General features: G+C 44.2%; 12 protein-coding genes. 9 read left to right on the forward strand and 3 right to left on the reverse strand.

The window, feature by feature from the left end:
- Window positions 1-29: 29 nt before the first annotated feature.
- A complete protein-coding gene (locus tag ACLD5M_RS05120) occupies window positions 30-296 on the reverse strand; it encodes an HPr family phosphocarrier protein (protein WP_119521517.1) in 267 nt (88 codons plus the stop codon).
- Window positions 297-565: 269 nt separating this feature from the next.
- On the opposite strand from ACLD5M_RS05120, the gene ptsP reads away from it, so the two are divergent.
- From ptsP to rsmI, 8 genes are all read left to right on the forward strand, one after another.
- The gene (gene ptsP, locus ACLD5M_RS05125; RefSeq protein WP_308582072.1) at window positions 566-2,224 is read left to right on the forward strand and encodes a phosphoenolpyruvate--protein phosphotransferase; all 1,659 of its coding nucleotides are present in this window, start codon (window positions 566-568) and stop codon (window positions 2,222-2,224) included.
- Window positions 2,225-2,308: 84 nt separating this feature from the next.
- The gene (locus tag ACLD5M_RS05130; RefSeq protein WP_119521513.1) at window positions 2,309-2,758 is read left to right on the forward strand and encodes a PTS sugar transporter subunit IIA; all 450 of its coding nucleotides are present in this window, start codon (window positions 2,309-2,311) and stop codon (window positions 2,756-2,758) included.
- Between the two features lie 61 nt (window positions 2,759-2,819).
- Window positions 2,820-3,089 carry a PTS sugar transporter subunit IIB gene (locus tag ACLD5M_RS05135; RefSeq protein WP_019260534.1) on the forward strand — a complete coding sequence of 90 codons (270 nt, stop codon included), beginning with the start codon at window positions 2,820-2,822 and terminating at the stop codon, window positions 3,087-3,089.
- 54 nt (window positions 3,090-3,143) lie between these two features.
- On the forward strand, window positions 3,144-4,661 hold the full coding sequence (locus ACLD5M_RS05140) for a PTS ascorbate transporter subunit IIC (protein ID WP_410314733.1): 1,518 nt from the start codon (window positions 3,144-3,146) through the stop codon (window positions 4,659-4,661).
- A gap of 258 nt (window positions 4,662-4,919) precedes the next feature.
- Window positions 4,920-5,471: a YbhB/YbcL family Raf kinase inhibitor-like protein gene (locus ACLD5M_RS05145; protein WP_410314734.1), complete on the forward strand. Its 552-nt coding sequence runs from the start codon at window positions 4,920-4,922 to the stop codon at window positions 5,469-5,471.
- Window positions 5,472-5,546: 75 nt separating this feature from the next.
- The gene (locus ACLD5M_RS05150; RefSeq protein WP_410314735.1) at window positions 5,547-7,154 is read left to right on the forward strand and encodes a C69 family dipeptidase; all 1,608 of its coding nucleotides are present in this window, start codon (window positions 5,547-5,549) and stop codon (window positions 7,152-7,154) included.
- Between the two features lie 48 nt (window positions 7,155-7,202).
- Window positions 7,203-8,720 carry a formate--tetrahydrofolate ligase gene (locus ACLD5M_RS05155; RefSeq protein WP_410314736.1) on the forward strand — a complete coding sequence of 506 codons (1,518 nt, stop codon included), beginning with the start codon at window positions 7,203-7,205 and terminating at the stop codon, window positions 8,718-8,720.
- Window positions 8,721-8,737: 17 nt separating this feature from the next.
- Window positions 8,738-9,718: a 16S rRNA (cytidine(1402)-2'-O)-methyltransferase gene (rsmI, locus tag ACLD5M_RS05160; protein ID WP_410314737.1), complete on the forward strand. Its 981-nt coding sequence runs from the start codon at window positions 8,738-8,740 to the stop codon at window positions 9,716-9,718.
- A gap of 108 nt (window positions 9,719-9,826) precedes the next feature.
- On the opposite strand, the gene ACLD5M_RS05165 is transcribed toward rsmI, so the two are convergent.
- Both ACLD5M_RS05165 and ACLD5M_RS05170 read right to left on the reverse strand, forming a co-directional pair.
- Window positions 9,827-10,096, reverse strand: a complete 270-nt coding sequence (locus ACLD5M_RS05165) for a hypothetical protein (protein ID WP_116794435.1) — start codon at window positions 10,094-10,096, stop codon at window positions 9,827-9,829.
- Window positions 10,087-10,713 carry a hypothetical protein gene (locus ACLD5M_RS05170; protein ID WP_375169256.1) on the reverse strand — a complete coding sequence of 209 codons (627 nt, stop codon included), beginning with the start codon at window positions 10,711-10,713 and terminating at the stop codon, window positions 10,087-10,089. The genes ACLD5M_RS05165 and ACLD5M_RS05170 overlap by 10 nt, the downstream gene beginning before the upstream one ends.
- Before the next feature lie 310 nt (window positions 10,714-11,023).
- Here ACLD5M_RS05170 and metG point away from each other — a divergent pair, with 310 nt between their 5' ends.
- Complete coding sequence (metG, locus tag ACLD5M_RS05175) at window positions 11,024-12,895, forward strand: methionine--tRNA ligase (protein ID WP_004129240.1); 1,872 nt, start codon at window positions 11,024-11,026, stop codon at window positions 12,893-12,895.
- Window positions 12,896-12,903 lie beyond the last annotated feature (8 nt).

The following is a 12,903-nucleotide window of genomic DNA, read 5'->3' on the forward strand; positions in this document are numbered from 1 at the left end:
AGTAAGTATTGTTTATTTGCTTATTTATATTATTCGCCTTTCGTGACTACTTCTACAAGCTTAGCTGCCACATTTTCAGCATCGTCGCCGTCTACTGTAATTGTGATTGAATCACCCTTGGTAATTCCCAAGCCCATAATTGAAAGAATGCTGTTTGCGCTTACTGGAGCGCCTTCGCCTTTTGCAATTGTTACAGTGCAATTTGATGCCATTGCTGCTTGAGAAAATTCAGATGCTGGGCGAGCATGAATGCCAACAGGGTCTTCAATGGTAACGGTGCGAGTTGCGACTGACATTTTTTCTCCTTTGAATAAAAATTAATAATTTCTACTTTTATCTTACTTTCGTATAAAAGCAAAGTTTTTTTTCTTAAGGTTTTTTTTGTTGCTATTTTTAATGTTAAGTGTAACACAATTAACTGAAAAATACAGAAAACGTTTTCACTTGTTGTAACAACGTTTTTAATGGTGTATAGTTTCAATAGTAAGAAACGTTTACCTACAAGAAATGCTTCTGCGGCGTTGCAGCTGTGGTAAAGCGTCTAAACCTAAAGGAGGGTTTAAGTATGGTAATCACTGGTGTTGGTATTGGTCGTTCAATGGCGTCTGGTGAAGTATTGTGTATGGCACCTGCTTTGCGAGAGCCACAAGACGTGGCTCGTCCTACGGCAATATCAATTGAAGATGCCAAGATTTCAGTACAAAACGCTCTAAATGCAGTAAACAAAGACTTGCAACAGCGTGCGGAAACTGCTCTTAAAGCAGCGGATGAAGGAACTAAAAAAGCAGCACCAATTATGCAGGCTCTTGCGCAAATGGCGTCGGATCCAGCATTAATAAGTGCGATTGAAGCTGGAATTTCTGCTGGAAAAACAGCTGAACGCGCTACTTGGGAAGGATTTGCGCAGTTTGAAGATATGCTGCGCAATCTTGGCGGCTATATGGCTGAGCGTGCGGGAGATTTGCACGATGTTGGCCAGCGAGTTATTGCGTCCTTGCTTGGTGTCGAAGCGCCTGGAGTGCCAGAAAGCGATTCTCCTTTTGTGTTGGTTGCTAGGGATCTTTCTCCTGCCGATACTGCTTCGCTTGATTTAAGCAAGGTTCAGGCAATTGTTACAATCGACGGCGGTCCTACAAGCCACACGGCTATTCTTGCGCGCGCTCGCGGAATCGTTGCCGTTGTTGGCGCGCGAGATGCAACTCAGTTAAAGAACCATCAGATGGTTGTGGTAGATGCTGTACGCGGAACTGTTGTGAGTGAACCTTCGGAAGAAGAGATTGCGCGCGTGCGTGAATCTCGTGAGCGTGCAGATCGTGCGCGAGAATTGCGTGGAATGCCTGGAAGCACTAAAGATGGTCATTTGATTCCGCTTTTGGCAAATGTTGGCAAGCCATCGGATGCTCAAATTGCGCATGAATATGGTGCTGAAGGTGTCGGCTTGTTCCGCACAGAATTTCTGTTTATAGGTAACGAGCAGCCTCCTAGTGTAGAAGAGCAAACAGAAGCCTACACAAAGCTGCTATCTCAATTTGATGGCAAAAAAGTTGTTATTCGTCTGCTTGACGCTGGAGCAGATAAGCCGTTGCCATTCCTGACTCCAGAAGATGAACCAAATCCTGCTTTAGGTCTTCGTGGTTTGCGTACTTTAAGGCAGCATATGGATGTTTTAGACGGACAGTTGCAGGCCTTGGCTCGCGCTGATGCTGCCACTAATGCAGATTTGTGGGTAATGGCTCCAATGGTTTCAGATGAGCGTGAAGCAGCGTATTTTGTAAAGCTTGGTAAATCTAAAGGTCTTAAGAAGGTTGGCGTTATGGCTGAAGTTCCTTCTATTGCTTTGGTTGCCGAAGAAGTTGCTCAAGTTGCTGATTTTGTTTCTATTGGAACGAATGATTTGACGCAATACACTCTTGCGGCTGATCGAACGCTTGGATCTGTTTCTAATTACCAAACTGCTTGGCATCCTGCTGTGTTGCGTGCAATCAAAATGATTGCGGACGCTGGTAACGCTCATGGTATGCCAGTTGGAGTTTGTGGAGAAGCTGCGGCGGATCCAGACTTAGCGGTTGTTCTTACTGGTCTTGGTATTAACTCGCTTTCTATGACTCCAGTTGCTTTGGATGATGTTCGTGCAGAACTTGCTCAGACTACATTTGATGAAGCAAAAGTTAAAGCTCAAGAGGCTTTAGCTGGAAAGTTCTACCGTTCGATTATGCAGGAATAATCAAAATTTAAATATAACCAAAATCTAATAATTACAAAATTTAAAAAATAGTAAAAAATTAAAAATAATTAGAAAAGAGAAAATATGAGCGCTGATATTGACGAGCTTCTTCCGGACGCTGCAGTTAATCTTGATATTGCGGCTAAGGATTGGCGCGATGCGATTCGTCTTGCGGGCGATGCTTTGCGAGAAGCTGGCTTTACCACTGACGAATACACGGATCAAATGATTGAAACCGTTGAGAAAATGGGGCCATATATTGTTATTGCTCCAGGCTTGGCTTTGGCTCATTCAAGGCCATCTGCAGCGGTTCTTAAAAGCGGTTTAAGCTGGGTTCGATTAAGCACGCCTGTTGAATTTGGCAATGCTGCTAACGATCCGGTTTCTTTAGTTATTGGTCTTGCAGGTCACGATGAAAGCGAGCATATTGGGGTTATGTCCGCAGTTGCTGCAGCTTTGTCTAATCCTGTAAAAACTAAGGAACTTGCGCAAGCAAAAAATGCTGAAGAAATTCGCGCGATTCTTAAAAGTTAGATGTTAAATCATAAATTAATTTTGTAAAATTAAAAATGATAACTCAACGAAAGAGGCTATTATGAATATTCTGTGCGTATGCGGAAACGGCATTGGCACGTCTGTACTGCTCAAAATCAATGTTGAGGCTGCAGCAGCAGACCTTGGTCTTGATGTTACGGTTACTACTTCCGACGCTGGAAGTGCAAAAGGTACCGCTAATATGAACGACCTCGTTCTCACATCTCCTCAGCTTGCTCCAGAGCTTGAGGGCACTACCACTCCTGTGGAAACAATTGAAAATTTCATGGATGTTGAAGAGGTGAAGAGCGTACTTGAGCGTTACGTATAGTAATTACTCATAGTATTTGCTTTTCCCTATGGAATAAAAAAGAAGGAAATAAAAATGAACATTGTAGTTCAGATTTTGAATTTCATAAGTCAGCAGATTTTGAATGTGCCGGCTTATTTGATTGGTATTATTGCAGCAATCGGTCTTATTGCACTCAAGCGTAGTGCAGGACAAGTTATCGCGGGCGGCTTAAAGGCTGCTATGGGTTACCTCATTTTGGGTGCAGGTGCTGGCGTTGTTGTTGGCGCTCTTGCTCCATTTGGTGACTTAGTTTTGAAGTCTACTGGTGCACACGGCGTTGTGCCTACAAACGAGGTTATTACAGCTCAGGCTGCAGGACAGTATGGTGCTACCTCTGCATACATTATTGTTCTTAGCTTCGTTCTTATGCTTCTTGCTGCTCGCTTTACTCCACTAAAGTACATCTTCTTGACTGGTCACCACATGGTGTTCATGTCTATGCTTTTGGCTTTGGTGCTTTCTGTAGGCTTTGGTGCAGGCAACCAGCTTCTTATTGTTATCGTTGGCTCCATTATTATGGCTACTGTTATGGTTGTTTTGCCAGCTTTTGCTCAGCCATTCATGAACCGCATTACCGGAAGCGATAAGCTTTCAATCGGCCACTTCAACTCCTTAAGCTACATTGTTTCTGGTGCTGTTGGTGCTGCTGTTGGTAAGAAGTCAAAGTCTACTGAAGACATCAACTTCCCTAAGGGCTTGAGCTTCTTGCGCGATTCCATGGTTTCCACCACTTTGTTGATGGTTGTGCTTTATCTTGTGTTTGCAGTATGGGCTTCTATTGTGTTGCCAGCAAAGGAACTCTTCAAGATTTTCGCATCTCATCCTGCTGATTACAGCGCATTCTACATGGCTGCTTTTGCTCAGGCTTTGCAGTTCGGCATTGGCGTTAGCGTAATCCTCTACGGCGTTCGTATTATCTTGGGCGAATTGGTTCCTGCATTCCAGGGCATTGCTAACAAGGTTGTTCCAGGCGCACGCCCAGCATTGGATATTCCAATCGTGTTCCCATACGGTGCTAACGCTTCTCTCATTGGCTTCTTGGCTTCCTTCGTTGGTGGCCTTGTAGCTCTTGGTATTATTGCAGTGTGGATGGGACCGGCTTGGGGCTTGGCCTTGATTCTTCCTGGCATGGTTCCTCACTTCTTCGACGGTGGCGGTGCTGGCGTATTCGGCAACGCAACCGGCGGTCGTCGCGGTGCTATTCTCGGTGGATTCATTAACGGTTTGATTATTACATTCCTCCCAGCAGTATTGCTCACGGTTATGGGTTCCTTCGGTTTGGCAAACTCCACCTTCGGCGATGCTGACTTTGGTTGGGTTGGCACTGTTGTTGGTAACTTCGCACACCTTGGTGCAGGCGTTGGTGCTGTAAGCTTGATTGTTTTTGCAGTTATAATCTTTGCTTTGGCTTGGGTATGGCAGGTTAAGGTTGTTAACACCGGCTGGCTTCCTGCAGTAAAGCATGCTGAGTTCATTGAAAGCATTAAGGAACAAGAGCGTGCTGCCAAGAAGGCTGCTATGGCTGCTAATAAGGAGGATGCAGCAAAGTAAAAATCGAGTATAAAATCTCCATTTTCTAAATCAGTGCGCCCAGTTCTTTATGGCTGAGCGCACATTTTTATTAATCTTATTAGTCTTTAAAGTTATAGATAAAGCTTCAACATCGTTATTTTCTCAGTTTGCTGACTGCGTTAGTAACGAATATTGGCGGTTTATCGTTACTAGTGCAGTTTGCGCGCTGCGTTAATAACGAATAAGTAATTTATTAGCGCAGTTGATTAGTGCTGTGTAATAGTAGATACTTGAATTATGAATATTTCTACAGATTTCACTATTATTCCGGACGATTATTCTAAAGCTGCACCGTCGCAGAATAAAATTAACGGAGTTCCAGTAGTTTCATTCCCGTTTTATATTGACAATATGCCATCTTTTGTGCACTACTTGCATTGGCGACTTGTTGACGATGATGCAATACCGGTATGCGGTTTTGAATGGATTCATTGGACGGCTGCAAATGTGCCAGTAGATGCGTTAATGTTTGATTTTAACGATTCTCACGCTTTGCAAATTCCGGAAGATTTTTCGCGCAAAATGCCATCGATGATTCCGGAAGCAGTTCAAGGACGCAATTCGCAAGCAAGCAGATTCGTTGGTTGTGAAGACCCAGCAATCACCATGCGTTACAACGGCCCGCAGCCTCCAGATAAAGATCACGAATATATGTTTGAAGTTTTTGGTACGGAACAACCTTTGCCAAATCTTAAACAAGGCTTCTATATGAATGAATTGTTGCGAGAAATTCGTAACTGCACTCACGGCGTAGATGCGGGCGGAATGTTCTTTACTGGGCGCGCCTAATTTAAGTAACTAGCGATAGAATCAATCAGGAATAAAAATTAGTAAAATATTAAAACTCACAAATGGGGGCTGCAAATGGCATGCACAACAATTCTCGTCGGACGCGGCGCAAGCTACGACGGATCTACGCTTATTGCGCGTAACGAAGACTCCGCAAATGGCGAATTTAATCCAAAGCGCTTAGTAGTAGTAAAGCCAGAAGATCAGCCTCGCGTTTATAAGTCCGTGCTTAGCCACGTAACAGTTGAGTTGCCGGATAATCCAATGCAATACACAAGCGTGCCAAATGCTGATTTGCGTGAAGGAATTTGGGGAGAAGCTGGCGTTAACGAAGCAAACGTGGCAATGAGCGCAACCGAAACGCTTACATCCAATGAGCGCGTGTTAGGCGCAGACCCAATGGTTGAGCTTCAAAAAGAACAAGGCAAAGTTGGAGATGCTGACTACAAGCCAGAAGTTCCAGGCGGAATTGGCGAAGAAGACTTCCTGACGATTGTTTTGCCTTATATTCGTAGCGCTCGCGAAGGTGTTGAGCGTTTGGGTGCGTTGCTTGAAAAGTACGGCACTTATGAGATGAACGGCGTTGCATTTTCGGACGTAAACGAGATTTGGTGGCTTGAAACTGTTGGTGGCCATCATTGGATTGCTAAGCGCGTGCCGGATGAAGCTTATGTTGTTATGCCAAACCAGCTTGGTATTGACGAGTTTGACTTGGATGACGCTTTTGGTGAGCAAGAAGAGCACATGTGCTCTGCTGATTTGCTTGAATTTATTAAAGAAAATCACTTGGATTTGTCGGTTGAAAACGCTTCTCCTTTCAACCCGCGCGATGCTTTCGGCTCCCATTCGGATTCCGATCATGTTTATAACACGCCTCGCGCATGGTTTATGGAGCGCTTCTTGAATCCGTATGACGAAGTGTGGGATGGTAAGGATGCGGACCATCGTCCGGACAGCAACGACATTCCTTGGGCGCGTCAGCCAGAACGCAAGGTAACAATTGAGGACGTTAAGTACGTTTTGAGCTCGCATTATCAGGGCACTGAATATGATCCTTACGGAAAGCTTGGAGATGAGCACACTCGCCACATGTTGCGCCCAATCGGCATTAACCGTCAAAGCGAGCTTGCTGTAATGCAAATCCGTCCTTACATGCCGGAAGAAATGCGTGCAATTCAGTGGATTACTTACGGTTCTAATCCTTTCAACGCTTTGGTGCCGTTCTATCCGAATGTAAATCGCACTCCAAAATATTTGGAAGATACAACTACTCGCGTAACAAGCGAAAACTTCTATTGGGCGAATCGCATTATTGCAGCTCTTGCCGATGCTGCGTTTAACGATACGGCTAATACGATTGAGCGTTATCAGGAAACTGTTGGCTCTCTTGGGCATGCAATGGTTAAGCGCACAGATAAAGAAATTGCTGATTTGCTTGGCGTTTCTTTAAGCGATTACGAGCCAGAGCGTGAATGTGATGAAGACGGTTATTGCGGCGATGTTGTGCGAAATCCGGAAGAAATTATTGCCGCTCTTCGCGACGAAAAAGTGCGTGAGGCTTTGGCTGACGCGAATGATGGCATGGCAGAAAGGTTGAAGAAGGAAACAGACGCGTTGCTTGATAATGTTCTTTACATTACAAGTATGCGTATGAAGAATGGCTTTAACCGTTCTGATCATTAAATTATATAAAATATGCATTTATGCATTATGCCTATGAAAGTGGGGAACATGAGCATTATTGATAAATACACAACAACATTCGGCTTGGTTAAAAAGATTGATGCCTTCGGGTATTTGGACTATTTAAAGCAGAATCCTGATCAGCCTCGAAAGCACGGAAAAGTGCTTCTTGTTACTGCAGACACTCCGCTGAAAGCATCTCGTGGTGAAGGTAAAACAACTACTACGATTGCTTTAGTTGATGCCTTGCGTGAGCGCGGTGTTGATGCTGCTGCCGTTCTTCGTCAGCCAAGCATGGGCATTACTGCAGCCGGCTCTAAAGGCGGCGCAAGTGGCGGCGGTAAGTCTTCGCTTTCTCATCCTGAGCTTATTGATTGGGGTTTGTGCGGTGAGATGGCTGCTATTGCTTGCGCGCAGAATTTGCTTGTGTCGTTTGCAGAAAAAGCAGTTGATGAAGGCGTGCTTGATACGATTTTGGTTCCTCGCGTAAGTGAAGTTCCATCTCGTTCGCTTCGCAGCATTGCTGTTGATTATGGCAAGGGCACTGTTCCTGAGCGAGTTGTTTTGACTCCAACATGCGAGCTTATGCAAATTGTTGTTCTTTCGCGCAGCATGGATGAGATTTCCGAACGCGTTGCCTCAATGCTTGCTGGCACGAAGGATGGTGTTCCTCGTAAGTTTGGTGATTTCGTTGATTTGTGGCGAATTACCAATATTCTTACCGATGCTGTGAAGCCTGCAAAAACAGAAACTATTAACGGTTCGCCGATTTATGTGCATTGCGGCCCGTTTGCAAACGTTTCGCTTGGCATTCCAAGCTTGGTAAGTGTTGAAATGGCTTGCGCTGAGCACGATGTTGTTGTTGTAGAAGCTGGTTATGGCACTGATGCTGGCGCTCAAAAGTGGATTGATATTGCTTCTCGCGAATTTGGTGCGGCTTGGCCTGCTGCAGCTGTGGTTGTAACTCGTGCAACAACTTGGCGCGACGATCCAGATTTGTCTTGGCGATACCCATTCCATGTTGCTCGTCTTGAATCTCTTAATATTCCTACTTTCCCACTTATTAATTTGTGGGAAGGCGAGGATGATAAAGTGCCTGAATTATTGGAACAAGCTAAGACATTAGGATTTAGGAAGCCGATTGTTGGCAATCTTTTCCGCGACGGCGGCGATGGTTTGGCAGATCAGCTTGACGATTTTGTGTCTGTAATTAGTGAAGATACTAAAGCGTATGCTCCTGAATCCAGGCGCGGCAACACTCTTATGAATCGAATTAAGCTGCTGTGTGAAGAAGCCTACGGTGTTCCAGCTAATCGCATTATTGAAAAAGATGGCTTTGTTGATTCTCTGTCTGCAGCGCAAGATTTGTGCGCAAATGCAGGTGTTGATTTTAACAGCCTTGCGTTGGTGGCAGTTAAGTCTCCTGCAACCATGACGGATGACGATCGCAAGCCTGCTGGTGAGCGCACAGTTACCTTAAAAAAGGTGGAAGTTCACGCTGGTGCTGGAGTTGTGCAAGTAAACCTTACTGCATCTCTTACAACACCAATGCCAAAGATTGTGTGAATTGGCAAGGAGTAAAAATGAGCGAGACCGAATCTGAAGAAATTAAAAATAATACTTCAGGAAATCGTAATTTACGTAGCAAAGTCGTTCTCGCAGAATCGCCTATTGGTAGTAAATGCGGCAAGGTTTTTCTTGCCGCAACGCCAATTGGTAATATTGGTGACGCTTCTTCTAGGCTAATAAATCTCCTCGAAACTGCTGATATTGTGGCAGCTGAAGATACGCGTAGGCTTTACGATTTGGCGAATCGACTTGGGGTTCATGTTTCTGGGCGCGTTGTTGCGTATCACGATCACAATGAGCGAAATAAGGCCGACGGTTTGCTGGATGAAGTAGAGCAGGGTGCTAAGGTTCTTGTGGTTTCAGATGCCGGAATGCCAACTATTAACGATCCGGGTTTAGCAATTGTTCGCCGGGCTATTGAACGTGAGCTTCCTGTTACATGCGCTCCAGGCCCTAGTGCGGTTCTTGATGCTCTTGCGCTTTCTGGATTGCCAACTGATCGCTTCTGCTACGAAGGTTTTTTGCCAAGAAAGTCGGGTGAGCGTCAGCAACATTTGCGTTCTCTTAAAGCAGAGCGCAGAACAATCGTGTTTTATGAGGCTCCGCACCGAATTGCAGAAGCTATGGAAGATCTATTAGCCGTGCTTGGCCCTAATAGACCAATGGCATTGTGCCGAGAGCTTACTAAAGATTTTGAGGAAATTCGCCGCGGGAATGTGCAAAGTATTTACGACGGCGTGCTGGCTGATCCTCCTCGTGGCGAGATTGTGCTGGTTATTGGGGGAGCTAACGATGATGAAGTTAGAGCAGAAAGTCAAGATTTAAGCGTAGATGCTCTTGCTGAGCTTGCGGCTGATTGCGCAGAAAAGGAAGGTTTGCGCATTAAAGAAGCAATTACGAAAGTAGTAAAAGAGCATCCGCTTTTAGATGGTTCTTTTGCAAATCGTAAGCAAGTTTACGCAGCATGCCTTAAACAAAAAGGTGAGGCTGAGTAGGGAATTTTCGTATAAATTTCCAATAATCCTAAAACTATTGCCGTAAGCCTGCCTTAAGCCTGCTGTAAGTCTTGCTGTAAGTCTGTCTTAAGTCTGCCGTAATAGATGTCATATATCGCTATCATAAGATGCAAATAACACTTCAAAACTGTGACGAACATCCGGTCCGCCTTGTTGAGAAATGTATTCTAAAAGATGAGCGTCTGCAGAAGGATTTGCAATAACCCATTTACGCAATTCGGGTATATGTTTTGCAATATGCCACAAGATTTCCGGATTTGTTGAGGGGTCGCTTGCAACAACAGGCGTAAGGAGTATTGGCGGCTTAGGAGGAGAGCTTGCATGCTCCTTCGCGAATGAGTTGAATTTCATTTCCATGGTTTCCTTATTTCATTCGCAATATCATTCAGCCAAGTTCTTGCGCGCACAGAGCCTGGAAAATAAGGATTGCTGTCAATAATACGTCTGCACTCGTGCAAATCTACGCGATAGTGAGATATTAGTAAGTTTGCAATGCTTTTTCTGTATAACTCGTAATTTTCACTATCTCCTTGCGTATATGCTAAATCGCATATTGTTCGCTCCGGAGTTGTTATGCGAGTTTTTCCAAGAGTAACATAGTCTTTTTCGTTTAATTTCCTACGAAATGATCGAATTGTGTGACCGTGTGGTTTCCTTCTATAATGACCGTAATCAATAACATCTATATTTTCAGGAAAATTTCCACCAAGCCACACCCACGCAGCTGTAAATAAGCAAGCAACACTTTCCGAAGGTATTAAATCGTTTACTATATTGCTTCTTCCGCACATAGAAATAGCCGTTTTGTGCGAGTAGCCGGTATTAGATGTTAAGCGGTTAAATATTCCAAATTTAGAAAGCTTTTTCATGCACATTGGACCAGGTAAATGGTTGTTATCAAGAAGAGGTGGGAATTCTTCGTTGTCTATTTTGCTGATTTTCCAAATCGTATATGCCATTTGTTGATCAATCATATTCTTCCTCTCTTTTTATTGATTTAAGAATTGAGATTATGAAAATTTTTAGAGGTAAATAAGATTAAATAAATAAATTGTGGATATGTGAATTGCTATTTGAATAGATACTTAATCAATATTGAATCGCTATTGTTTTTAAGTGCATATAATTCGTATTAGCTAAAAGTTTTGCACATATTCACAATTAGAATATTCGTAAGAATCTGCTATTTTTACGCCATTTTTGCGCTATTTTCTGCGCTTTTCTCTAAATTTTTCTTTGATATTCGTCTAGAACTGTCCGCGCTGAACAAGATAATATTTGCCTATGAGTCATATTTTGGTGAATGTTGCATGGCCTTACGCTAATGGCCCTCGTCATATTGGTCACGTTGCTGGATTTGGTGTTCCTTCAGACGTGTACGCGCGTTACGAGCGCATGAAGGGCAATGACGTGTTGATGGTTTCTGGAACTGATGAACACGGCACGCCTATTTTGGTTGAGGCAGATAAAGAAGGCGTTTCTGCGCAAGAGCTTGCAAACCGTTACAATCGCGTAATTACTAAGGATTTATGCGATTTAGGTTTAAGCTACGATTTGTTTACGCGCACAACAACCGCAAACCATGAGCATGTGGTTCAGGAAATGTTCCGCCAGTGCTTAAAGAACGGTTATATTTATAAAGGTACGCAGAAGGTTGCAATTTCGCCTTCTACCGGCCGTACTTTGCCTGATCGTTATATTGAGGGAACTTGTCCATTGTGTGGTGCGGATGGCGCTCGCGGCGACCAGTGTGATGCTTGTGGAAATGAGCTTGATCCGGATGAGCTTATCAATCCTGTTTCTAAGATCAACGGAGAAACTCCTCGCTTTGAAGAAACTGAACACTACTTCTTGGATTTGCCGTCTTTGGCTGAGGCGAATGTTAATTGGCTTCATTCGCGTGAAGGTTGGCGTACTAACGTTATTAACTTCTCGCTTGGTTTATTTAAGGAAGTAAAGCCTAGAGCTATTACGCGCGATATTGATTGGGGTATTCCGGTTCCTGTTGAAGGTTGGATTGATAACCCGAATAAGCGCTTGTATGTGTGGTTTGACGCTGTTATTGGCTACTTGTCTGCCTCTATTGAGTGGGCGCGCAGGCAGGGTAAGCCGGATGCTTGGCGCGACTGGTGGTGTGATCCTAAGTCTCCTGGATACTACTTTATGGGCAAGGATAATATTACTTTCCATTCTCAAATCTGGCCTTCGGAAATGCTCGCATATAACGGAGCTGGATCAAAGGGCGGCGAGTCTGGTGTTTACGGACCGCTTAATATGCCTGAGCAGGTTGTTGCTTCTGAGTTTATGACTATGGAAGGCAAGAAGTTCAGTTCTTCGCGAGGAATTGTTATTTACGTGAAGGATATTTTGGCTCGTTATCCTGTGGATGCTGTGCGATACTACATTTCTATTGCAGGCCCTGAAAATTCTGATGCTGATTTTACTTGGGCTGAGTTTGCTCGTCATAATAACGAAGAGCTTGCTGCAAGTTGGGGCAATCTTGTTAACCGTGTGGCAAATCTTATCAATAAGAATTTTGGCGAGATTCCTCCTTTGGATGAAGATTCTATGACTTCAATGGATCGCGCTTTGCTTGATCAAACTTCTGATGCTTTTGCTTTGGTCGGCAGCTTGATTGAGCGTCATCGTCAGAAGAATGCTCTTACGGAAGCAATGCGAGTAGTTGCGGATATTAATAAATATATTTCCGCAACTGAGCCGTGGAAGATTAAGGATGACGAAGCTCGTCTCGGAACCGTATTGCATGTTGCTGCGCAGGCTGTTTCTGATGCTAATCATCTTCTTGCTCCGTTCTTGCCTCATGCAGCGCAAAAGGTTTGGGAAGCTCTTGGTGGCACTGGCGTGTTCTCACCGTTGCCTCATATTGAGGAAGTAGAGGATTTGGATAATCCGGACTTTAAGTATCCGATTATTACGGGTGATTATCGTTTGGGTGAAACTGTGCATCCGTGGGAGAGTGAGGAATTGGTTGCGGGAACGCCTGTTCCTAAGCCAACTCCTATTTTTGCTAAGATTCCGAAGGAAGCGGTTGATGAGGAGCTTGAACGTTTTGCTTCTGCATTGGCCGAGCGTCAGCGTGTCGAAGCCGAAAGACTTGCTGCTGCAAAAAAATCTTTGGAAAATAGCGGCGAATAGGTTGAAAA

The organism is Gardnerella sp. Marseille-Q9185 (assembly GCF_046508745.1).
Classification (GTDB): domain Bacteria; phylum Actinomycetota; class Actinomycetes; order Actinomycetales; family Bifidobacteriaceae; genus Bifidobacterium; species Bifidobacterium greenwoodii.

Coding starts and splice junctions, on each gene's coding strand:
- ACLD5M_RS05120 (WP_119521517.1), bottom strand. CDS start 296: ATGTCAGTCGCAACTCGCACCGTTACCATTGAAGACCCTGTTGGCATT.
- ptsP (WP_308582072.1), top strand. CDS start 566: ATGGTAATCACTGGTGTTGGTATTGGTCGTTCAATGGCGTCTGGTGAA.
- ACLD5M_RS05130 (WP_119521513.1), top strand. CDS start 2,309: ATGAGCGCTGATATTGACGAGCTTCTTCCGGACGCTGCAGTTAATCTT.
- ACLD5M_RS05135 (WP_019260534.1), top strand. CDS start 2,820: ATGAATATTCTGTGCGTATGCGGAAACGGCATTGGCACGTCTGTACTG.
- ACLD5M_RS05140 (WP_410314733.1), top strand. CDS start 3,144: ATGAACATTGTAGTTCAGATTTTGAATTTCATAAGTCAGCAGATTTTG.
- ACLD5M_RS05145 (WP_410314734.1), top strand. CDS start 4,920: ATGAATATTTCTACAGATTTCACTATTATTCCGGACGATTATTCTAAA.
- ACLD5M_RS05150 (WP_410314735.1), top strand. CDS start 5,547: ATGGCATGCACAACAATTCTCGTCGGACGCGGCGCAAGCTACGACGGA.
- ACLD5M_RS05155 (WP_410314736.1), top strand. CDS start 7,203: ATGAGCATTATTGATAAATACACAACAACATTCGGCTTGGTTAAAAAG.
- rsmI (WP_410314737.1), top strand. CDS start 8,738: ATGAGCGAGACCGAATCTGAAGAAATTAAAAATAATACTTCAGGAAAT.
- ACLD5M_RS05165 (WP_116794435.1), bottom strand. CDS start 10,096: ATGGAAATGAAATTCAACTCATTCGCGAAGGAGCATGCAAGCTCTCCT.
- ACLD5M_RS05170 (WP_375169256.1), bottom strand. CDS start 10,713: ATGATTGATCAACAAATGGCATATACGATTTGGAAAATCAGCAAAATA.
- metG (WP_004129240.1), top strand. CDS start 11,024: ATGAGTCATATTTTGGTGAATGTTGCATGGCCTTACGCTAATGGCCCT.